Raw genomic sequence first — 20,711 nt, 5'->3', positions numbered from 1 at the left:
AGATTTGCGTTGCCTGCATCGCGATGCAAGCTCGCCCCAACAGGAGGCAGGCGTCAACGCCCGGCGTGGTTACCCGACTCGGCTTCACGGCCTTTAAAGCCGTGGGGCTGATGTTCGTCAAAGAATTTGATCGCCCGTACAAAGTCTTCCAACAACAACTTGGCCATGTCGATCGACAGGCCCTGCTTCACCAGAATCCGCTGTACCACCACTTTTTCTACATTCGCTGGCAAGCTGTACGCTGGCACCAGCCAACCACGTGTGCGCAGCCGATCTGCCAGATCATAGAGCGAGTAACCGGTTTTTACGCCGGGCTTCAGACGCCAGGTCAGCGCTGGAATCCCCAACTGCGGGTCACCGTTATAGAGCATCTCGAACGGCCCGACCTTGACCAGTTCAGCCGCCAAAAACTGTGCTGTTTCGTAGCACGCCGAATGGATCCGCTCATACCCCTCACGGCCCAGGCGCAAGAAGTTGTAGTACTGCGCGATGATTTGTCCGGCCGGACGTGAAAAGTTCAGGGCGAAAGTCGGCATGTCGCCCCCCAGATAATTCACATGGAAAACCAACCCTTCAGGCAACTCATTCTCGTCGCGCCAAACCACCCAGCCCGCGCCCAGCGGGGCAAGGCCGAACTTATGCCCGGAGGTGCTGATGGACTTGACCCGCGGCACTCGGAAATCCCACAGAATATCGGGGGCACAAAACGGTGCCAGCATCGCACCACTTGCGCCGTCGACATGCAGATCAACGTTCAGGCCGGTGCCTTTTTGCAGATCATCCAGGGCATCAGACAACGGTTTTACGGTTTCATACAGCCCGGTAAAAGTCTGGCCAAAGGTCGGCACCACCACGATGGTATTTTCATCGACCCGTTCCAGCATGTCCTCGGGGGTCATGAACCAATGACCTTCAGACATCGGCACTTCACGAATTTCCACGTCCCAGTAACGGGCAAATTTGTGCCAGCACACCTGCACCGGGCCGCACACCATATTCGGCGTAGTCGTCGGTTTGCCAGCCGCCTTGCGCACGGCGCGCCAGCGCCACAAAGCTGCCAAACCACCGAGCATGCAGGCTTCACTGGAACCAACGGTCGATGTACCGATGGTGGTGGCCGCCGCCGGGGAATGCCATAAGTCCGCCAGCATATGGATACAGCGGTTTTCCAGCTCCGCTGACTGCGGGTACTCGTCCTTGTCGATCATGTTCTTGTCGATCGACAGGTCCATCAGCTTGTGAACTTCGTCCTCTTCCCACGTCTGGCAGAAGGTCGCGAGGTTCTGCCGGGAGTTGCCATCCAGATACAACTCATCGTGAACCAGTTGATAAACCTCACCCGGCGCTTGCTCAGCCTCCGGAAACAGTTTGATCGCAGCGGCATGAGCCAGCGCAGAAGAACCAAACACGGGATCAACGTCCTTGTTGCGCTTGATACGGTGCAGTGCCATGTGAACTCTCCTTGAGTATTGGTCAACCTTTGAGCCTGCCCTTGCAACTCTGGCTCAGCTTTGACCCTGCCAGCATAGACAAGCATTTCGAGTCTGCTGTCCGATTTCCGGGCATTGTGAGTTTTCCGATCTATAGTCTCGATTATTGAAAGTACTCATGGAGCGAGCACGATGAAGCACAAACCTTCAACCGTCGACAGCGCGGTGAAAAAGGCGTTGGACGAAGCACTGCTGCGGTTTTCCAGCAATCAGCACGGCAAAAATGCCAGCTATATTCCCTACTTGGCCTCCGTGCCATCCCACCTTTTCGGCATCAGCATCATGTTCTGTGATGGCACCCATGCCGAGGTAGGGGACACCGATTACGCCTTCGCCATAGAGTCTATTTCCAAGGTATTTACCCTCGCCCGAGTGCTCGATGAGGTCGGGCCACAGGTCTTGCGGAGCAAGATCGGCTGCGACCCAACCGGTGAACCGTTCAACTCGGTGATCGCCCTGGAGCTGCACAAGGGCCGACCGCTCAACCCCTTCGTAAACGCAGGCGCGATGGCCACGGTCAGCCTGCTTGAGGCCGACTCTGCGCAGGCTCGCTGGGACCAGATACAAGCGACTTACAACGCTTTTGCCGGGCGTGAACTGATGCTCAACGACGAGGTTTACCAATCCGAAGCCAGCAGCAATCAGCACAATCGCGGGATTGCCTGGCTACTGCAAAGTTACGGCTACATGCATGCCGACCCCATGCAAGTGTGCGATGTCTACACCCGCCAATGCTCGATGTCGATTACCTGTCATGACCTGGTCACCATGGGCGCGACCCTGGCCAACGGCGGCGTCAACCCGGTCACTGACAAGCAAGTTGTGGCAGCCAAAAACGTGGCACCAATCCTTTCCGAGATGACCTTGAATGGTCTCTATGACACCACTGGCGACTGGTATTACAAAGTCGGCCTGCCGGGTAAAAGCGGGGTCGGTGGCGGGATTCTGGCTGTGGTTCCTGGCGTCTGCGCCATCGCCGCTTTCGCCCCGCCGCTGGATGTGGCAGGCAATAGCGTTCGCGGTCAGTTGGCCGCCGAATATCTCAGCCGCACGCTCAACCTGAGCCTGCTGCACTAATCACGCGAAATGCAGGGAGGCATTTATGACTACCGCCAACAAAACTAAAACTTACATGTCGTGGCTTACCATCTGCTTCATGATGGTTGCAGCCGTTGCCAGTATTCGTTCACTGCCGAGCATGGCCGTGTATGGCCTGGGTTCGGTATTTCTGTATGTCATTCCGGCACTGCTGTTTTTTATCCCGGTCTCGCTGGTGGCCTCTGAGCTGGGGACCGGCTGGAACGGCGGGATTTATGGCTGGGTCAGACAAGCCTATGGTGATCGACCGGGTTTTTTCATCATGTGGTTCATGTGGGTGCAAGTGGTGGTCTGGTACCCGATTGTGCTCGGGTTTGGTGCCAGTACCATGGCGTATCTGATCAACCCGGAACTGGCCAAAAGTGGTGTATTCACGGCTGCTGTCATTATCGTTCTGTATTGGTTATCGACGTTTGTCGCCCTCAATGGCCTGACAACGCTGTCGAAACTGACGTCATGGTTCATGCTGCTGGGCACCGCATTGCCTGCCGCGCTGCTGGTACTGCTCGGCGTGGCGTGGCTAGTGCTGGGGCATAAATCCGCAACACCGTTAACCTGGAGCGCGCTGATTCCGACCATTTTCGATACACACTCCACGGTCAGAACCGGTTCGCACAACCTGCACCCGGACTTATGGCGGGAATTTACCGGCGCCATCACCGGCCTGGTACTGATTGTGAGTAACTTCCTGGCGTTTGCAGGTATCGAAATGAACGCCATTCATGCCCGTGAATTGCGCAACCCGCAAAAAGAAATGCCGCGGGCGATTCTTTTGGCCTTCTTTATGATCCTGCTGGTGTTTATCCCGCCGACCGTGGCGATTTCGCTGGTGGTTCCCGCTGACTCAACCAGCCTCACCGCTGGCGTTATTCAGGCTTATGCCGCCTTCTTTGCAGGCTTCAATATGCCGTGGGCAACGCCGATCATGGCCATTCTGCTGATTATCGGCGCCTTGGGCGGGGTTTTGGCCTGGACTGCCGGGCCATCTACAGGCCTGCTGTTTGTCGGCAAGGCCGGGATGCTTCCACCCGTGATGCAAGAAGTGAACAGCAAAGGGGTGCAAAAAAATATTCTGTACTTGCAGGCCGTGATCGTCACGCTGCTGTCGACGATCTATATCTTTCTCGACAACGTATCGGATGCCTTCTGGATGATCAGTGCGATGGCGGCGCTGATGTACCTGATCATTTACGTATTTATGTTTATGGCTGCCATGAAGCTGCGCAAGACACAGCCCAATGTAAAACGTGGCTATGTGCTCAAGGGGCTGCATGGCTGGTGCTATCTGGGCTTGATGTCGACGTGCGTGGCGCTGATTTTCGGCTTTATTCCGCCAAATAATTTCAGCAGCATGCCGTTTTTTGAGTATGCCGGGATTTTGTTGCTGGGATTGGTCGTCGCAGGGACGCCGCCGTTTATCTTCTATGCGCTGCGCAAGCCTTCGTGGCAGATGGTGCCCAAGGCCGAGTCAGATCAATATTCTGCAGCATTGCAGGATCTGCAAGATGCGGATACCAAGGCCGCAAGTACCAGCCCCAGCCTGGTTACAGCTCCGCCAGCGGCCCCAAGCGTAAGCTGAGGCCCTTTGTAGTCGCGGCTGCGAGGCCTCACTGCGGTTCGTCAGATGAACCGCGTTATGCACATCGCAGCCTGCTTACCTTGCCAGCGACTACAGGCCTGGTTTTCTGCAGGCATAAAAAAAGCGTCCCGAAGGACGCTTTTTTTATGGTGTCTGATGCGGTTGGCATCAGTACCTTATTTTCTACACCCATTACTGCTGGGCAGAAAATGGTCGGGGTAAGGGGATTCGAACTCCTGACATCCTGCTCCCAAAGCAGGCGCGCTACCGGACTGCGCTATACCCCGGTAAAAAAAAGGCACCTTCAAGAGGCGCCTTCTGCGATCAGTGCTTTTGGCCTCTGATCTTAAGATCTAACTCCAGGGTTAACTGGAGCCAAAAATGGTGGGTCGTGTGGGATTCGAACCTACGACCAATTGGTTAAAAGCCAACTGCTCTACCAACTGAGCTAACGACCCAAAAATGGTCGGGGTAAGGGGATTCGAACTCCTGACATCCTGCTCCCAAAGCAGGCGCGCTACCGGACTGCGCTATACCCCGGCTTGAAAATGGCTCCACGACCTGGACTCGAACCAGGGACCCAATGATTAACAGTCATTTGCTCTACCAACTGAGCTATCGCGGAACTACATATTTCAATCTACAACGTTGTTGCTTTACTGCTTTGCAACACTCTTCGAGTTCTTCGCATCGCTGCGTTGGCGTCTCTGAGGTCGGCTATTCTACAAGCTTTAAAACCCTTGTCAACCCTTATTTTTCGTTAGAAGACAATTACTTAGCTCTTCTAGCGGGCTTCTCGGTTTGGGCCAAGTTGCCGTTGCGGGTGACTTACTGCGGGGCGCACTTTACTCGCGTTTTCCTTATAGATCAACACCCTAAATAAAAAAAAGGCCTCGCAATGCGAGGCCTTCCTTAAAGCACCACTTTCAAGCCTTATGCAAAGACGATTTCGTCGTCCTTCACGGTGGCTACCACGGTAGTGCCTGGCAAGAACTGACCGGACAGAATCAGCTGTGCCAACGGGTTTTCGATCCAGCGCTGGATCGCACGTTTCAGAGGGCGTGCGCCATAAACCGGGTCGTAACCTACCGCTATCAGTTTATCCAGAGCCTCCTGACTCAGCTCAAGGCTCAGGTCACGCTCAGTCAGACGGCTGCGCAGACGACCCAACTGGATCTCGGCGATGCCGGCAATCTGATCACGGGCCAGAGGCTCGAAGATCACCACTTCGTCGATCCGGTTCACAAACTCCGGACGGAAGTGGGTGCTTACCGCATCCATCACCGCTGCACGCTGTGCTTCACGATCACCAACCAGCTCCTGGATCTGTGCAGAGCCCAGGTTGGACGTCATCACGATCACCGTATTGCGGAAGTCCACCGTGCGACCATGACTGTCAGTCAGGCGACCGTCTTCAAGCACTTGCAGCAACACGTTGAACACGTCCGGGTGAGCCTTCTCGACTTCGTCCAGCAGGATCACCGAGTAAGGCTTGCGCCGTACTGCTTCGGTCAAGTAACCGCCTTCTTCGTAACCTACATAGCCCGGTGGCGCACCAATCAATCGAGCCACGGAATGTTTCTCCATGAACTCGGACATATCGATCCGCACCATCGCCTCTTCAGTATCAAAGAGGAACTCGGCCAGCGCCTTGCACAGCTCGGTTTTACCCACACCGGTCGGGCCAAGGAACATGAACGAGCCGCTTGGGCGGTTCGGGTCACTCAGGCCTGCACGTGAACGGCGTACCGCGTTGGACACAGCCACAACCGCCTCGTCCTGACCAATCACGCGCTGATGCAGCAAGCTTTCCATCTTCATCAGCTTGTCGCGCTCGCCTTCGAGCATCTTGGAGACCGGGATACCCGTCCACTTCGATACCACTTCAGCGATTTCCTCTTCGGTCACCTTGCTGCGCAGCAACTGGTTTTCAGTTTTGCTGCTGTGCTCATCGACCATTTGCAGGCTGCGCTCCAGGTCGGGAATGATCCCGTACTGCAACTCAGCCATGCGGTTGAGGTTACCGCTGCGGCGTGCCACTTCAAGCTCCTGGCGCGCTTGCTCGATCTTCTGCTGGATCTGCGCAGAACCCTGCACTTCGGCTTTTTCCGAGGTCCAGATTTCTTCCAGGTCAGAATACTCGCGCTCAAGACGCTGGATTTCTTCCTGCAGTTTCTCAAGGCGCTTTTTCGCTGCCTCGTCTTCTTCTTTCTTGAGTGCCTGCGCTTCAACCTTGAGTTGAATCAAGCGGCGCTCCAGACGGTCCAGTACCTCAGGCTTGGAGTCGATCTCCATGCGGATACGGCTGGCCGCCTCGTCGATCAGGTCAATCGCCTTGTCGGGCAACTGACGATCCGTGATATAGCGATGGCTGAGCTTGGCCGCGGCAATGATTGCACCGTCGGTAATAGCCACCTTGTGGTGAACCTCATAACGCTCTTTGAGGCCACGCAGGATCGCGATGGTGTCTTCTTCGCTCGGCTCTTCTACCAGTACTTTCTGGAAACGACGCTCAAGCGCTGCGTCCTTCTCGATGTATTGGCGGTACTCGTTGAGCGTTGTGGCACCTACACAGTGCAACTCACCTCGCGCCAGCGCAGGCTTGAGCATGTTGCCCGCGTCCATTGCGCCCTCGCCCTTGCCGGCACCGACCATTACGTGCAGTTCGTCGATAAACAGGATGATTTGCCCTTCCTGTTTCGACAGCTCGTTGAGCAATGCTTTAAGACGCTCTTCGAACTCACCACGGAACTTGGCACCAGCAATCAACGCACCAATGTCCAACGACAGCAGGCGTTTGCCTTTGAGGCCGTCAGGCACTTCGCCGTTGATGATCCGTTGGGCCAGACCTTCGGCAATCGCGGTTTTACCCACGCCAGGTTCACCGATCAGTACCGGGTTGTTTTTGGTACGACGCTGCAAGACCTGAATGGTGCGGCGAATTTCATCGTCACGACCAATGACCGGGTCGAGCTTGCCTTCTTCGGCGCGCTTGGTCAGGTCGATGGTGTATTTATCCAGCGCCTGACGCGACTCTTCGACGTTCGGGTCGTTGACCGCTTCGCCACCGCGCAAGTTGTTGATGGCGTTTTCCAGGGCTTTCTTGGTGACGCCTTGGCCCAGCAACAGTTTGCCCAGCTTGCTGTTGTCGTCCATGGCCGCCAGCAACACCATTTCGCTGGTGATGTACTGATCGCCTTTTTGCTGCGCCAGCCGGTCTGCCTGGTTCAACAGACGCGCCAGATCCTGCGACATATTCACGTCGCCAGTAGGATTCTGGATTTTTGGCAGCTGATCGAGCTCTTTAGCCAGTTCTTTGCGCAGGCTGTTTACATCAAAACCGACTTGCATCAGCAGCGGCTTGATCGAACCGCCCTGCTGTTCCAGCAATGCTTGCATCAAGTGAGCAGGCTCAATGGCCGGATGGTCAAGGCCTACGGCCAAAGACTGAGCATCGGACAACGCCAATTGCAGCTTGCTGGTTAATCTATCTATACGCATTCGTCACCTTCCTTATGAGCAGGCCGGAGGGATGGAAACTCCTGAATGAAGAAACCTGCCAGATACCTTAGTAGATGCGGGCAATTACGGGAGTTTCAAGCGCTTGAAAAATGACGCAAGTCAGCTGGACGGTCTTTCGATCCAAACCAGTGATGCAAAACGGCCAGTACGAGGACTGCGCCGGTAGGAATAAAAGCGAGGGTCGGTCACGGTGCAAAAACCGCCACCGTATACGGCGTTGATGCCGAAACGGGCCAAGCGCAAACGCGCCAGCTCATAGATGTCGGCCATGTAGCGCCCGGCATTGGCGCTGGGCACAAAGGCTCCAGCCGCTTCAGGCATGTCCGTGACAAAGACTTCCCGAACCTCGGTGCCAACCTCGAACGCTTTGGGGCCGATGGCCGGTCCCAGCCACACAAGAATCTCTTGCGGTTCAACATTGAGGCTTTGCGCTGCGGCTTCAAGCACCCCCGCTGCAAGCCCGCGCCAACCGGCATGGGCTGCTGCAACGCGAGTGCCTGCACGATCGCAAAACAGCGCAGGCAAGCAGTCTGCCGTCATTGCCGTGCAGGCAATACCGGGAGTGGCCGTCCAGCTGGCGTCGGCTTCAACAATCAGTTCAGGGTTGGCAGGTGCGACTACAACCCCGTGAACCTGGCTGAGCCAAGCGGGCTGTACGTCAAAAATATGGGTAAGGCGCTGGCGGTTATGCGCAACAGCGACAGGGTCGTCGCCCACATGGTCGCCCAGATTGAAGCTGTCGAACGGCGCCAGACTGACGCCGCCCGCACGAGTGGTCACACAGGCCCTGATGCCTGCCGGCGCAGGCCAGTCAGGAATCAGGAAGGTGTTCACCCGATGAATGCCTCGCGGTCTTGCTTGAGCAACGTCAGCAACCAGACAAAATCGTCCGGCAGTGGCGATTCCCAGCTCATGCGCTTACCGGTCGTCGGATGATCCAGCTCCAGGAAACGAGCATGGAGCGCCTGACGCGGGAAAGTTTTCAGCGATTCGACCATCGTCACACTGGCAGACGGCGGAATGCGGAAGCGACCACCGTAGGCAGGGTCTCCGACCAACGGGAAGTTGATATGAGACATATGCACACGAATCTGGTGCGTACGACCGGTTTCCAGCTTGACCCGTACATGGGTGTGGGAACGGAAACGCTCAAGCACACGGTAATGACTTACCGCCTGCTTGCCGCCTTCCATTACCGCCATGCGCTGGCGCTGCTGGCCGTGACGACCGATGGGCGCGTCGATCTTGCCCCCGGCGGTGACAACACCGATAACAATGCACTCATAGATCCGGCTGACACTGCGGCTCTGCAACTGTGTAACCAGTTGCGTCTGCGCCTGGATGGTCTTGGCGACCACCATCAGACCAGTGGTGTCCTTGTCCAGGCGATGCACGATCCCAGCACGCGGCACATTGATAATGTCCGGTATGTGGTGCAGCAAGGCGTTGAGCAAAGTGCCACTGGCATGCCCCGCAGCCGGGTGCACCACCAGGCCCGCGGGCTTGTTGATGACCAGGATGTCATCGTCTTCATAGACGATATCCAGGGGGATGTCTTCAGCGATCCACTCACCCTGGGCTTCCTGCTCTGCAGTCAGCTCCAGGATGCAACCACCGTGCACAATGTCACGGGGGCGTATGACGGCTCCGTCCACAGTAAGGCGGCCATCTTTGATCCAGGCGGAAAGGCGCGAGCGCGAGTGCTCAGCGAATAATTGTGCGGCGACTTGATCGAGGCGTTGGCCACCCAGTTCGGACGGCACCTCTTCGCGAAGTTGAATTTTCTCGGACATGCTCATCAGGACCGCGCCAAGCCTTTGGTTTCGGCTGCGCGCTTGTGGTTAAATACGGCGTCTTTTGCCCCGAGGCTTTTCACGGGGCGCTCATCATAACAGGACGGACCCGCCCAAGACAGCGGCCGTCATAGGGACGCAAGCCGCCATGCAAGTGAGACACCTGCTGCTGATCGCCATCCTCGCACTGACTGCCGCTTGCTCGTCGACAAAAGAAGTAGTTGACGAAAACCTCAGCGAAGTCGAGCTGTACCAGCAGGCACAGGCCGACCTGGACAACCACAGCTATACCAGTGCTACCGCCAAACTCAAGGCTCTGGAGTCACGCTACCCGTTCGGTCGCTACGCCGACCAAGCCCAGCTTGAACTGATTTACGCCTACTACAAAAACTCCGAACCCGAAGCGGCCAAGTCGGCTGCAGAACGGTTTATCCGCCTGCATCCACAGCATCCCAACGTTGATTACGCCTATTACCTTAAAGGCCTGACCTCGTTTGACCAGGACGTGGGCCTGCTGGCGCGCTTCCTGCCGCTGGACATGACCAAGCGCGATCCTGGCGCTGCACGTGACTCTTACAACGAGTTCGCCCAGCTCACCAGCCGCTACCCCAACAGCCGTTACGCACCAGACGCCAAGCAGCGCATGATTTACCTGCGCAACCTGCTGGCAGCGTATGAAATCCACGTAGCCGATTACTACCTGACTCGTCAGGCCTATGTAGCTGCTGCCAACCGTGGTCGCTATGTGGTCGAAAACTTCCAGGAAACCCCTTCGGTCGGTGACGGCCTGGCGGTAATGGTTGAGTCTTACCAGCGCATGCACCTCGACCAGTTGGCCAACACCAGCCTTGAAGTGCTCAAAACCAACTATCCGGACCACCCAAGCCTGGTTGACGGTCAGTTTGTTCCGCAGACTTCCGAATCGGACAACCGCTCGTGGCTGAGCAAGGCCACCTTGGGCCTGATCGAGTCCACTACGCCGCTGCCACCGGGTGAAACCCGTGCCAACATGGACATCCAGAAGCAGTATCAGGACGCCAAGGATGCAATCCCGGCTGAACTGAAGCCAAAGGATGCTGACGGCAATGTGATACCAGAACCTGAAGCGGAAGGTAAAAGCCGCTCATGGTTCAGCTACATGACCCTTGGCCTGTTCGACTGATTGTTCAGCGCCAAAAAAAAGAGCCCTTCGGGGCTCTTTTTTTATGTTTGATTTGGCGCTGTGCGCCTGCCAAGTCCTTGGCTAAACTGGCGCATCTTTTCTCGAATAGCGAATAACCATGCTTCGTTTACTGATCTGGGCTGCTCTGATTGCTGCGGGCGTGTGGCTCTGGCGCAAATACAAAGCCGTTGCGGCCGATACCAAAAAACCGGTCGAACCGGGCGTCCTACCGATGGTGCGCTGCGCCCACTGCGGCGTGCACCTGCCCCGCGACCGGGCACTGAGCCAGCAACAAGAGTGGTATTGCACCCAGCAGCATCTGGAGCAAGGGCCAAAGCCACGGGGCTAGTTCCCCTGTAGCCGCTGCCGCAGGCTGCGATAAAGGCCGCAGGACCTTCAATACTTCAGAGTCGCTGCGCAATTCATCGCAGCCTGCGGCAGCGGCTACAGCGCAAGCCTTAAATTCGCCCCTCTGGCGCATAAGGCGCCGGATCGATGATCGGCTCACGGCCCAGTAGCAAATCAGCAAACAACTGGCAGGATGCCGGCGCCAGCACCAGCCCGTTGCGATAATGCCCACAGTTGAGCCACAACCCGCAAAAGCCCGGCACCCGACCAATATACGGAATGCCTTCCGGCGACCCCGGGCGCAAGCCAGCCCAATGCCCCACCACTTCTGCATCAGCCAATGCTGGGATCAACTCGACCGCGGAGGCCTTCAGGCTCTCAAGGGCTGTTTGAGTCGGGGTTTTGTCAAAACCTTCGTGCTCCAGCGTGCTGCCGATCAGGATATGACCGTCGCGACGTGGGATGGCGTAACGCCCTTTAGCCAGCACCATGCACGACAAGAAGTCGGACGCGCACTTGTACAAAATCATCTGGCCTTTGACCGGTTCCACGGGTAGCTCAATACCCAAGCCACTCAACAGCTCCCCGCTCCATGCACCCGCCGACAGCACCACTTCGTCGCCGCGAATCTCACCTTGAGTGGTATTCACACCGGCAATTTTTTCGCCTTCATGAATAAACCCCAGGACCTCGCACTGCTCATGAATCGTGACATTGGGCATGGCCTGCAGCGCAGCCTTGAGCGACTTAACCAGCCGCGGATTGCGCACATTGGCTACATCGGCCATATAAATGGCGCGCGAATAACCGCCACCCAACACCGGCACAGCATCGCCAACCGCCGAGATATCGGCCGTTGCAAGTGGCCTGCCCTCACGCCGGGCCCACTCCAGTGCCTGCGCCTCATCGTCCAGATCCAGCCAATACAGGCCGGTGGTATGCACTTCTGGATCGACCCCCGTAGAGGCGAACAAACGCTCGGCCAATAGTGGGTAAAAATCCTGTGACCAGTGGGCCAGTGCCGTAACCGCACAGTTATAGCGCCACGGATAAAGCGGCGAAACAATCCCTCCGCCCGCCCATGAAGACTCCTGCCCTACACCACTACGGTCCAGCAGAACCACCTGCTCAACATCAGCGGCCAGATTAAACGCAGTCAGCAGGCCGATAACCCCACCCCCGACAATCACTACCCGTTGCTGCCTAGCCATCTATTAATCCAGCCCGTGATTCAAAATTAATCGTTAGCGCCCCCAGCACTGATGCAGTGTCAGGCCCGGGGCGGCCTGGGTAATCGTTGCCAAACCGGTATGAGCCAGCATAAAGCTCCCGCATGGATCACCCGCCATTGCCGAACCCGCTTTAGGCGTCGCCGTCAGCAAGAAGGCGTGATCTGCGAGATCGATCGTAATGTCGTAGTACTGATTACCTGAACTGAGGTCTTGCACGCCGCTATATATCGCGTTTTTTGTATAAAAGCGCTCGAGACTTTGGGCTTGCGTCGTTAACAGGACAACGATTTGAGAGCGATACGCCCGCTTCACATAATCGCCATACAGCGGATAAACGAATGCACCAAGGATACCGATGATCACCACAGCGATCATCAGTTCGATCAAGGTAAAACCTGCTCCACGTCTATACATTGCGTATTCCCTATTGCAGCTGCCGCCACATAACCCGGCGAAAACGCTGGGGGGCATCCTCTTCAGGACCGTCATACACGTCCTGATAACGTGCATAAATACTCTCCAGTACCGTACGCGACTGCCCGCGCAAGCCAATGCCGGTAACTCGATATAAATGGGTCGTGGTGGTCACCGGGAAATGCCCTGGAGTAACACTCGGCCCAAGGTTCTGCATGCCATACAACCCATCCGTAACGCCCACCCAAAGCACCCCGGATACCGGATCAAGCGCTGGCACTACCTGAGAGTGGGCCTCTGCAGGCGGGTTACAGCTGGCTGGCGAAGTGCACGGCACTAATCCGACCCATCCGTCCAGAAGCCAGGATTCACCACTGTTTAGCGCCGCTTCCGCAGCCTGGAATGAGTGATGGGCACGCTGAATGGCTGCAGCCATTTTTTCCTGCTGTGTTGCGCTGACCATGGAAGCCAGGCCCGTCAGGCTGAGCAGCAACATAAATACCAGGCTGACCAGCAGCACCATCCCACGCTGAGTACTTAACGAAAAAGACATGGGCGGCCCTAAACCCGTCTATTACGCAAAGCGACAACCAACTGATATGCCTGATCCTTGACCCGCCCCCCAGGGTCTCGCAAGGTCAGGCCGATACGTACGCTACGGATACTGGAAACATTGGCCGGACGGTCCTCATAGCGCATCACCGACTGCGCACCTGCTACGCCAAAACTCACATCAAACGCAGCCACATTATCGAGCAGCACTGTTTTATTGGGCCCGGTTTTCAACTGCCCACTCTCGAAGCGGTAAAACAACTCACGCAGGGGGAAAGCCACTTCACCAAGGGCCAAAGATAATCGCGCGCCAGGGTAGGCTTTTGCGAATGTTGTGCAGTCAGACACCACCGTCCAGTCAGGCCTACCCGCCTGACGCCCCATGTCCGCAGTGATCATGCGAAACGATTTGCCATGCCCGGAAACAGGCGTTTTAAACACCTCCGGTGCATCAATGATGCGATCAATCGGAAGGCAGCCGAACATGCCCACCATGCGAATTTCACGCGCCATTTTGCTCAGCACATAGCGCGCATCCTCTTGCAGCATTGCCGATGAGCGCTGGCTCAAGTAGGTGGCGCGACTGCTTAAAAAAACTTGTGCCAGCCCCAACACCACCAGCGAACCCAACGTCAAAGCCACCATCAGCTCGATCAGGCCAAACCCCGAATTCGGTCTGTTCATGATGCTTTTGCCGTTGCATGGCGGTTCAGGGTCGGATTCACGGCGGCCCGCACCTGATCCCGCGTGCTGTAGGCAATAAAACTGGCCTGGGTACTTGTTAGCGCGCTGGTGGTGTATTTCAGGGCATTGAGCTGCATACCGGCAGAACCCAACAGGCTGATAAACAGAATCAACAGCGCAATCAGCACTTCGATCAGGGTCATTCCAACTTGTCGGCTTTTATTTAATCGAGGCATGTGAACCCTCCATGTCTATGACGACAACGACACATCCTGTGTCGCCCAGCCAAAAGCCTAGCGCCAGTTACAGCCCCCACTGGTAGGACGATGCCAAGCAAGACAACACGATTATTCACCTGACTTCGTGAGCCGTAGCCGGTCAATAACGCCACAAACATGATGAAACTATTACCGGGGATCCGCAGATTCCGCTTCAGCTATACCGATAACACATGCCAGAAAATATCCAGGGAGGACACTGTGCACCAACGTGGCATGAGCCTGATCCAGTTACTGCTGGCACTGACGATCGTGGCGATCGCTGCCCGATTTTCCAGCCCGGTCTATAGCGCGCTCACTGAAAATCAACGGCACCAGGTCGCTGCCGAACAACTGGCCAGCAGCCTGCGCAGCGCACGTACCGAAGCACTGCTACGTCATCAATATGTAGTGGTTTATGCGCTAGAGGGGGACTGGAGCCGAGGTTGGCGGACTATTTTGGACCTCAATGGCCAGAGCCATCTGGACAAGAGCAACCCGGTACTGAGCGAAACCCAAGTCAGTGGACGCATACCCATTGCGGGCAATACGCCAGTTAAAAACCATGTGCGTTTCAACCCGTTGGGCGAACCTCTGCTAAGTGGGGGCGCCTTCCAGGCAGGGACGCTGCACGTTTGTCAGGCCAGGACTGCACAGAGCCACTTTCAGGTGGTACTGGCAAAAAGCGGGCGTATCAGCCTGCGCAGCGATCAGGCTGCACAGGCGTTATGTGCAAAAGCTTAGGTGATTGCGCGAACACGCAGTTCCTTGGGCATGGAGAACGTAATGTTCTCTTCGCGGCCGGCCAGCTCATCGGCACCGGTTGCGCCCCAGGCATGCAACTGTTGGATCACGCCACGTACCAGAACTTCAGGGGCCGAAGCACCTGCCGTAATACCAATGTTCTGCACACCGTCGAACCAGCTTTTTTGCAGGTCTTCGGCTCCATCGATCAGATAGGCCGGCGTCTTCATACGTTCAGCCAGCTCACGCAGGCGGTTGGAGTTGGAGCTGTTCGGGCTGCCCACCACCAACACGACATCGCACTCATCGGCCAACTGCTTGACCGCATCCTGACGGTTTTGCGTCGCGTAGCAGATGTCGTCCTTGCGCGGCCCGCCAATGGCTGGAAAGCGCGCGCGCAGGGCGTCAATGACACGACTGGTATCGTCCATCGACAAGGTGGTCTGGGTAACAAACGCCAGTTTTTCCGGGTTGGCGACCTGCAGGTTGGCGACGTCTTTTTCGTCTTCAACCAGGTAAATCGCACCGCCATTACCGGCGTCGTACTGACCCATGGTGCCTTCAACTTCAGGGTGACCGGCATGGCCGATCAGGATGCACTCACGACCGTCACGGCTATAGCGCGCAACTTCGATATGCACTTTGGTCACCAGCGGGCAGGTAGCGTCAAATACTTTAAGACCACGCCCTGAAGCTTCTGTACGTACGGCCTGGGAAACGCCGTGAGCACTGAAAATCACAATGACATCGTCCGGAACCTGATCCAGCTCTTCAACGAAGATCGCGCCACGGGAGCGCAGGTCTTCGACGACAAATTTGTTGTGCACCACTTCGTGGCGAACATAGATAGGCGGACCGAAGACTTCCAGAGCACGATTGACGATTTCAATCGCACGGTCCACCCCAGCGCAGAAGCCACGGGGGTTGGCGAGTTTGATATGCATACTAGGCCTCGTGGGGCGCGCAGAAAAATAATGCCTATCAGGCCCGGCCGCAGCCGGGCACTGAGTTACAGCGCTTTAACGTCTTTGATTTCAACCTCGAAGGTCAGGGTTTTGCCTGCCAACGGATGATTGAAATCGATAGTTACTTGTTCATCGTCAAAGACTTTGACCACACCCGGAAGCTCGGTATTGGCCGCGTCGTTGAATATCACCAGCAAACCCTGCGACAACTCCATGTCCTTGAACTGCGAACGCGCAATTATCTGCACATTTTGCGGGTTAGGCTGGCCAAAGGCGTTCTCTGGAGGAACTTCCAGCGTGCGCTTGTCACCCGCCTTGAAACCGAACAATGCAGCTTCAAAACCTGGAAGCAGGCTGCCATCACCAACCTTGAAGGTGGCCGGGGATTTGTCGAAGGTGCTGTCGACGGTGTCGCCATTCTCCAGGCGCAAAGCGAAATGCAGAGTGACTTGTGTGTTTTGGCCAATGCGTTGCTCAGTCATGAGCGGGCTCTCCGGACTTTTTACTTTTGAACATATCCAACGCCAGCATCACGGCACCTACACAAATCGCACTGTCGGCGAAGTTGAAAGCAGGGAAGTACCAGCGATTTTGCCAATGCACCAGAATGAAATCGACTACATGGCCGTAGGCAATGCGGTCATACAGATTACCCAACGCGCCACCCAGAATCAGTGCCAGCGCGATGGCCAACCAAGTGTCATTGCGCCCAAGGCGCTTGAGCCAAACCACCAGCACAGTACTGACCACTACAGCAATCAATGCAAACAACCAGCGCTGCCAGCCAGCACTGTCAGCCAGAAAGCTGAAGGCCGCGCCAGTGTTGTAGGCCAGGGTCCAGCTGAAGAGATCAGGGATCACCACAATTTGCTGGTACATCTGCAGCGAGTTGTCGAAATAGACCTTGGTGGTCAGGTCAATGACCAGGACCAGCAAGGTCAACCAGAGCCAGCCCAGGCGCCCGAAGCGCCCGGTAGTGCTGGTATTAGGCATAGTGACGTACCTCGCCGGCGCCGCTGATGTTGTCCACGCAACGGCCGCAGATTTCCGGATGCTCCGGGTTCACGCCGACATCTTCGCGGCAATGCCAGCAGCGCGCGCACTTGGCGTGAGCCGACTTGACCACTTTGAGCTTGAGGCCCGCTACTTCGGTAACAACCGCATCCACAGGCGCCAGCGAGAACGGTGCAACGCTGGCAGTGGAGGTGATCAGCACGAAACGCAGTTCGTTGCTCAGCTTGGACAGGTCCGCGGCCAGTTGATCTTCGGCGAACAAGGTGACTTCAGCCTGCAAGTTGCCGCCAATGGCTTTGGCTGCGCGCAGGTTTTCCATCTCTTTGTTGACCGCAACCTTGACCGCCATGATCCGCTCCCAATAGGCGCGATCCATTTCGGTGCCTTCCGGCATTTCAGTCAGGCCTTCATACCAGGTGTTGAGCATGACCGATTCGTTGCGCTCGCCTGGCAGGTATTGCCACAACTCGTCAGCGGTGAACGACAGGATCGGAGCGATCCAGCGCACCAGCGCTTCGGAGATGTGGAACAGTGCGGTCTGGCACGAACGACGGGCCTTGCTGTCAGCGCCGGTGGTGTACTGACGGTCCTTGATGATATCCAGGTAGAAACCACCCAGCTCCTGCACGCAGAAGTTATGCACCTTGGAGTACACGTTCCAGAAACGGTATTCGCCGTAATGCAGCTCAAGCTCGCGTTGCAGCAACAGAGCGCGATCCACAGCCCAACGGTCCAGGGCCAGCATTTCTTCGGCTGGCAGGATGTCGGTAGCCGGGTTGAAGCCGGTCAGGTTCGACAGCAGGAAGCGCGCGGTGTTACGGATACGCCGGTAGGCGTCCGCACTGCGTTGCAGGATCTGGTCGGAAACCGCGATTTCACCCGAATAGTCGGTCGAAGCAACCCACAGACGCATGATGTCAGCGCCCAAGGTGTCGTTGACCTTCTGCGGTGCAATCACGTTGCCCAAAGATTTGGACATTTTGCGGCCCGCCTCGTCCACGGTGAAACCGTGGGTCAGCAGTTCACGGTACGGCGCGTGGTTGTCGATGGCACAACCGGTCAGCAACGACGAGTGGAACCAGCCACGGTGCTGGTCGGAACCTTCGAGGTACAGATCGGCACGCGGGCCGGTCTCGTGACCCATCGGGTGCGAACCGCGCAGAACGTGCCAATGCGTAGTGCCCGAATCGAACCAGACGTCCAGGGTGTCAGTGATCTTGTCGTACAACGGCGCTTCGTCGCCCAGCAGCTCGGCGGCGTCCATTTTGAACCAGGCTTCAATGCCTTCGACTTCAACGCGCTTGGCCACTTCTTCCATCATTTCGACGGTGCGTGGGTGCAGCTCGCCGCTTTCCTTGTTCAGGAAGAACGGAATCGGTACGCCCCAGTTGCGTTGACGCGAGATGCACCAGTCAGGGCGATTGGCGATCATTGAGTGCAGGCGGGCCTGACCCCATGCCGGAACAAACTGAGTGTCTTCGATAGCCTTGATCGCACGGGTGCGCAGGGTATCGCCGGCAGTCGGCTCTTTGTCCATGCCGATAAACCACTGCGCGGTAGCGCGGTAGATCAGCGGAGTCTTGTGGCGCCAGCAGTGCATATAGCTGTGGCTGATGGTTTCGGTAAACATCAGCGAGCCGACTTCGATCAGCTTGTCGATGATGTTCTGGTTGGCCTTCCAGATGAACTGGCCACCGAAGTACTCCAGCGACGGCACATACACGCCATTGCTTTGCACCGGGTTGATAATGTCGTCGTTGACCATGCCATAGGCTTTACAGGTCACGAAGTCGTCTACGCCGTAAGCCGGGGCGGAGTGAACCACGCCAGTGCCAGCGCCCAGTTCAACGTACTCGGCCAGATAAACTGGCGACAGACGGTCGTAGAACGGGTGACGGAAGTTGATCAGCTCCAGCGCAGCACCGGTTGTGGTGGCGATGACCGAACCTTGCAGGTTGTAGCGAGCAAGGCTGGATTCAACCAGTTCTTCAGCCAATACCAGCAGTTTGTCGCCTACGTCGACCAGCGCGTAGGTGAACTCCGGATGCACGTTAAGCGCCTGGTTGGCCGGAATGGTCCACGGGGTGGTGGTCCAGATCACGATCGAGGTTGGCTTGCTCAGAGCTGCCAGGCCAAAGGCCTCAGCCAGCTTGGCTTCATCCGCAATCGGGAACGCGACGTCGATGGCGGCCGATTTTTTGTCCTGATATTCAACTTCTGCTTCAGCCAGGGCCGAACCGCAGTCGAAACACCAGTTCACAGGCTTCAAGCCTTTAAATACGAAACCGCCTTTGACGATTTCGGCCAAAGCACGGATTTCACCGGCTTCGTTTTTGAAGTCCATGGTTTTGTACGGGTTGGCGAAGTCACCCAGCACACCCAGGCGGATGAACTCGGACTTCTGGCCTTCGATCTGCTCAGTGGCATAGGCACGGCACAGCTCGCGGGTTTTATCCGCGCTCAGGTTTTTACCGTGGGTCACTTCGACCTTATGCTCAATTGGCAGACCGTGGCAGTCCCAGCCCGGCACGTACGGCGCGTCAAAACCCGAAAGGGTCTTGGAGCGGATGATCATGTCCTTGAGAATCTTGTTCAGCGCATGACCGATGTGAATCGTGCCGTTGGCGTACGGAGGACCGTCGTGAAGTACGAACTTCGGACGATCCTTGCCAATCTCGCGCAACTTCCCGTACAGGCCAATGCTGTCCCAGCGCTGCAAAATTTGCGGTTCGCGCTGTGGCAGGCCGGCCTTCATTGGGAAGGCGGTGTCCGGGAGGTTTAGCGTGGCTTTGTAGTCGGTCATTTCAGGCTCTTTTTAAGCGGTTGACCCAGCCAATAGGCTCGGGCGGCGGCGACGTCCGCATTGATCGCCGTCTTGAGCGCCTCCAGGGAGGCGAAACGCTGCTCATCACGCAGCTTGTGGTGGAATGCCACAGTCAAACGCCGGCCATACAGATCACCGGCGAAATCCAATAGATGTACTTCAAGATGGGCGCTGCCATCCCCTGCTACGGTTGGCCTGACGCCAATGTTGGCGACGCCGGGCCAGGTTTTACCATCAATCTCGACGCTGGCCAGGTAAACCCCGGTCAACGGAACACGACGACGCTTGAGCTGGATATTGGCTGTCGGCGTACCTAATTGGCGCGCCAGTTTTTGCCCGTGCAATACCCTGCCAGCAATTTGAAAAGGACGCCCCAGCAAACGTTCTGCGAGGGGGAAATCTGCGACGGCCAAGGCATCGCGCACCTTGGTGCTGCTGATGCGTACGCCATCAAGTTCGACCGTTTGCGCGGCCTCGACGGTAAAGCCCTGCATCAGGCCTGCTTGCTGTAAAAAGTCGAAGTCGCCCACGCGGTCGCAGCCAAAACGAAAGTCGTCACCGACTTCCAGATGTTGCACACCCAGGCCGTCCACCAGAATGGTGTCGACAAACTCGGCAGCGCTGAGCTTGCACAAGCGTTGATTGAACGCCAGGCACAGCACCCGATCAACCCCGGCGTCCGCCAGCAGCTGCAGCTTGTCGCGCAGCCGGGCCAAACGCGCCGGGGCTGTTTCGGGGGCAAAGAACTCGCGCGGCTGCGGTTCGAAAATCACCACGCAGCTGGGCACGCCCAACTCCAGTGCACGCTCACGCAGCCGGCCCAGGATAGCCTGGTGACCACGGTGTACACCGTCAAAGTTGCCAATAGTGGCGACGCAGCCCCGATGCTGGGGCCGCAGATTGTGAAGGCCTAGAACCAGCTGCATAACGCGCTTCTTGCTCATAAAGTGGTCGATTATAACCACACCCAGCCCGGTACGACAGGCAACAGCGCAAGGCAAATCAGGTCAATTCGACAAAATCGACGTCTGAC

Annotated in this window: 18 protein-coding genes, 4 tRNA genes and 1 pseudogene; 5 read left to right on the top strand and 18 right to left on the bottom strand. The window is 56.8% G+C overall.

Features of this window, described 5'->3' with window-relative positions:
• Positions 1–53: 53 nt before the first annotated feature.
• Positions 54–1,451, bottom strand: a complete 1,398-nt coding sequence (locus tag V6L79_RS06840) for a glutamate decarboxylase (RefSeq protein ID WP_338579984.1) — start codon at positions 1,449–1,451, stop codon at positions 54–56.
• A gap of 171 nt (positions 1,452–1,622) precedes the next feature.
• Here V6L79_RS06840 and glsA point away from each other — a divergent pair, with 171 nt between their 5' ends.
• On the top strand, positions 1,623–2,567 hold the full coding sequence (glsA, locus tag V6L79_RS06835) for a glutaminase A (protein WP_261740920.1): 945 nt from the start codon (positions 1,623–1,625) through the stop codon (positions 2,565–2,567).
• 25 nt (positions 2,568–2,592) lie between these two features.
• Positions 2,593–4,167 carry an APC family permease gene (locus V6L79_RS06830; protein ID WP_261740919.1) on the top strand — a complete coding sequence of 525 codons (1,575 nt, stop codon included), beginning with the start codon at positions 2,593–2,595 and terminating at the stop codon, positions 4,165–4,167.
• Positions 4,168–4,377: 210 nt separating this feature from the next.
• On the opposite strand, the gene V6L79_RS06825 is transcribed toward V6L79_RS06830, so the two are convergent.
• The 7 genes from V6L79_RS06825 to rluD form a co-directional block, all read right to left on the bottom strand.
• Positions 4,378–4,454, bottom strand: a tRNA-Pro gene (locus V6L79_RS06825).
• A 95-nt stretch (positions 4,455–4,549) separates the two neighbouring features.
• Positions 4,550–4,625 (bottom strand) — tRNA-Lys (locus V6L79_RS06820).
• Between the two features lie 5 nt (positions 4,626–4,630).
• A tRNA-Pro gene (locus V6L79_RS06815) sits at positions 4,631–4,707 on the bottom strand.
• Positions 4,708–4,716: 9 nt separating this feature from the next.
• Positions 4,717–4,792: transfer RNA gene (locus tag V6L79_RS06810), tRNA-Asn, on the bottom strand.
• Between the two features lie 308 nt (positions 4,793–5,100).
• The gene (clpB, locus tag V6L79_RS06805) at positions 5,101–7,668 is read right to left on the bottom strand and encodes an ATP-dependent chaperone ClpB (protein ID WP_261740918.1); all 2,568 of its coding nucleotides are present in this window, start codon (positions 7,666–7,668) and stop codon (positions 5,101–5,103) included.
• Between the two features lie 120 nt (positions 7,669–7,788).
• Entirely contained in the window at positions 7,789–8,523 is a 735-nt protein-coding gene (gene pgeF / locus V6L79_RS06800; protein WP_261740917.1) for a peptidoglycan editing factor PgeF, read from the bottom strand.
• Positions 8,520–9,482: a 23S rRNA pseudouridine(1911/1915/1917) synthase RluD gene (gene rluD, locus V6L79_RS06795; RefSeq protein ID WP_261740916.1), complete on the bottom strand. Its 963-nt coding sequence runs from the start codon at positions 9,480–9,482 to the stop codon at positions 8,520–8,522. Before rluD ends, pgeF begins: the two co-directional genes overlap by 4 nt.
• Positions 9,483–9,630: 148 nt before the next feature.
• On the opposite strand from rluD, the gene V6L79_RS06790 reads away from it, so the two are divergent.
• Both V6L79_RS06790 and V6L79_RS06785 read left to right on the top strand, forming a co-directional pair.
• Positions 9,631–10,644 carry an outer membrane protein assembly factor BamD gene (locus V6L79_RS06790; protein WP_261740915.1) on the top strand — a complete coding sequence of 338 codons (1,014 nt, stop codon included), beginning with the start codon at positions 9,631–9,633 and terminating at the stop codon, positions 10,642–10,644.
• A gap of 118 nt (positions 10,645–10,762) precedes the next feature.
• Positions 10,763–10,993, top strand: coding sequence for a PP0621 family protein (locus V6L79_RS06785; protein WP_261740914.1), 231 nt, complete (start codon positions 10,763–10,765; stop codon positions 10,991–10,993).
• A 109-nt stretch (positions 10,994–11,102) separates the two neighbouring features.
• On the opposite strand, the gene thiO is transcribed toward V6L79_RS06785, so the two are convergent.
• From thiO to pilV, 5 genes and pseudogenes are all read right to left on the bottom strand, one after another.
• Complete coding sequence (gene thiO / locus V6L79_RS06780) at positions 11,103–12,203, bottom strand: glycine oxidase ThiO (protein ID WP_338579983.1); 1,101 nt, start codon at positions 12,201–12,203, stop codon at positions 11,103–11,105.
• A 33-nt stretch (positions 12,204–12,236) separates the two neighbouring features.
• A complete protein-coding gene (locus tag V6L79_RS06775) occupies positions 12,237–12,638 on the bottom strand; it encodes a type IV pilin protein (protein WP_261740912.1) in 402 nt (133 codons plus the stop codon).
• A gap of 10 nt (positions 12,639–12,648) precedes the next feature.
• Positions 12,649–13,191: a PilX N-terminal domain-containing pilus assembly protein gene (locus tag V6L79_RS06770; protein WP_338579982.1), complete on the bottom strand. Its 543-nt coding sequence runs from the start codon at positions 13,189–13,191 to the stop codon at positions 12,649–12,651.
• Between the two features lie 8 nt (positions 13,192–13,199).
• Positions 13,200–13,874, bottom strand: a complete 675-nt coding sequence (locus V6L79_RS06765; RefSeq protein ID WP_338579981.1) for a prepilin-type N-terminal cleavage/methylation domain-containing protein — start codon at positions 13,872–13,874, stop codon at positions 13,200–13,202.
• Positions 13,875–13,909: 35 nt separating this feature from the next.
• Positions 13,910–14,110: pseudogene (gene pilV, locus V6L79_RS06760) on the bottom strand (type IV pilus modification protein PilV); the annotation flags it as partial.
• A gap of 243 nt (positions 14,111–14,353) precedes the next feature.
• On the opposite strand from pilV, the gene V6L79_RS06755 reads away from it, so the two are divergent.
• Positions 14,354–14,875: a GspH/FimT family pseudopilin gene (locus tag V6L79_RS06755; RefSeq protein ID WP_338579980.1), complete on the top strand. Its 522-nt coding sequence runs from the start codon at positions 14,354–14,356 to the stop codon at positions 14,873–14,875.
• Here V6L79_RS06755 and ispH read toward each other — a convergent pair.
• From ispH to ribF, 5 genes are all read right to left on the bottom strand, one after another.
• Positions 14,872–15,819, bottom strand: a complete 948-nt coding sequence (ispH, locus tag V6L79_RS06750; protein WP_338579979.1) for a 4-hydroxy-3-methylbut-2-enyl diphosphate reductase — start codon at positions 15,817–15,819, stop codon at positions 14,872–14,874. The two genes, V6L79_RS06755 and ispH, sit on opposite strands and share 4 nt — an antisense overlap.
• A gap of 65 nt (positions 15,820–15,884) precedes the next feature.
• The gene (fkpB, locus tag V6L79_RS06745) at positions 15,885–16,322 is read right to left on the bottom strand and encodes an FKBP-type peptidyl-prolyl cis-trans isomerase (RefSeq protein WP_261740907.1); all 438 of its coding nucleotides are present in this window, start codon (positions 16,320–16,322) and stop codon (positions 15,885–15,887) included.
• Positions 16,315–16,833 carry a signal peptidase II gene (lspA, locus tag V6L79_RS06740; protein WP_261740906.1) on the bottom strand — a complete coding sequence of 173 codons (519 nt, stop codon included), beginning with the start codon at positions 16,831–16,833 and terminating at the stop codon, positions 16,315–16,317. The genes fkpB and lspA overlap by 8 nt, the downstream gene beginning before the upstream one ends.
• On the bottom strand, positions 16,826–19,657 hold the full coding sequence (ileS, locus tag V6L79_RS06735; RefSeq protein WP_261740905.1) for an isoleucine--tRNA ligase: 2,832 nt from the start codon (positions 19,655–19,657) through the stop codon (positions 16,826–16,828). The genes lspA and ileS overlap by 8 nt, the downstream gene beginning before the upstream one ends.
• The gene (gene ribF / locus V6L79_RS06730; RefSeq protein ID WP_261740904.1) at positions 19,654–20,604 is read right to left on the bottom strand and encodes a bifunctional riboflavin kinase/FAD synthetase; all 951 of its coding nucleotides are present in this window, start codon (positions 20,602–20,604) and stop codon (positions 19,654–19,656) included. Before ribF ends, ileS begins: the two co-directional genes overlap by 4 nt.
• Positions 20,605–20,711: the final 107 nt, after the last annotated feature.

This window comes from Pseudomonas sp. ML2-2023-6 (assembly GCF_037055265.1).
GTDB lineage: Bacteria > Pseudomonadota > Gammaproteobacteria > Pseudomonadales > Pseudomonadaceae > Aquipseudomonas > Aquipseudomonas kulmbachensis.
Note: the sequence above shows the minus strand (reverse complement) of the source record. Positions and strands in the feature narration are given on the sequence as shown.

Excerpts from the sequence above, each read along its gene's own strand:
- V6L79_RS06840 (WP_338579984.1), bottom strand. The coding sequence starts at position 1,451 with ATGGCACTGCACCGTATCAAGCGCAACAAGGACGTTGATCCCGTGTTT.
- glsA (WP_261740920.1), top strand. The coding sequence starts at position 1,623 with ATGAAGCACAAACCTTCAACCGTCGACAGCGCGGTGAAAAAGGCGTTG.
- V6L79_RS06830 (WP_261740919.1), top strand. The coding sequence starts at position 2,593 with ATGACTACCGCCAACAAAACTAAAACTTACATGTCGTGGCTTACCATC.
- clpB (WP_261740918.1), bottom strand. The coding sequence starts at position 7,668 with ATGCGTATAGATAGATTAACCAGCAAGCTGCAATTGGCGTTGTCCGAT.
- rluD (WP_261740916.1), bottom strand. The coding sequence starts at position 9,482 with ATGTCCGAGAAAATTCAACTTCGCGAAGAGGTGCCGTCCGAACTGGGT.
- V6L79_RS06790 (WP_261740915.1), top strand. The coding sequence starts at position 9,631 with ATGCAAGTGAGACACCTGCTGCTGATCGCCATCCTCGCACTGACTGCC.
- V6L79_RS06785 (WP_261740914.1), top strand. The coding sequence starts at position 10,763 with ATGCTTCGTTTACTGATCTGGGCTGCTCTGATTGCTGCGGGCGTGTGG.
- thiO (WP_338579983.1), bottom strand. The coding sequence starts at position 12,203 with ATGGCTAGGCAGCAACGGGTAGTGATTGTCGGGGGTGGGGTTATCGGC.
- V6L79_RS06775 (WP_261740912.1), bottom strand. The coding sequence starts at position 12,638 with ATGTATAGACGTGGAGCAGGTTTTACCTTGATCGAACTGATGATCGCT.
- V6L79_RS06770 (WP_338579982.1), bottom strand. The coding sequence starts at position 13,191 with ATGTCTTTTTCGTTAAGTACTCAGCGTGGGATGGTGCTGCTGGTCAGC.
- V6L79_RS06765 (WP_338579981.1), bottom strand. The coding sequence starts at position 13,874 with ATGAACAGACCGAATTCGGGGTTTGGCCTGATCGAGCTGATGGTGGCT.
- ispH (WP_338579979.1), bottom strand. The coding sequence starts at position 15,819 with ATGCATATCAAACTCGCCAACCCCCGTGGCTTCTGCGCTGGGGTGGAC.
- fkpB (WP_261740907.1), bottom strand. The coding sequence starts at position 16,322 with ATGACTGAGCAACGCATTGGCCAAAACACACAAGTCACTCTGCATTTC.
- lspA (WP_261740906.1), bottom strand. The coding sequence starts at position 16,833 with ATGCCTAATACCAGCACTACCGGGCGCTTCGGGCGCCTGGGCTGGCTC.
- ileS (WP_261740905.1), bottom strand. The coding sequence starts at position 19,657 with ATGACCGACTACAAAGCCACGCTAAACCTCCCGGACACCGCCTTCCCA.
- ribF (WP_261740904.1), bottom strand. The coding sequence starts at position 20,604 with ATGCAGCTGGTTCTAGGCCTTCACAATCTGCGGCCCCAGCATCGGGGC.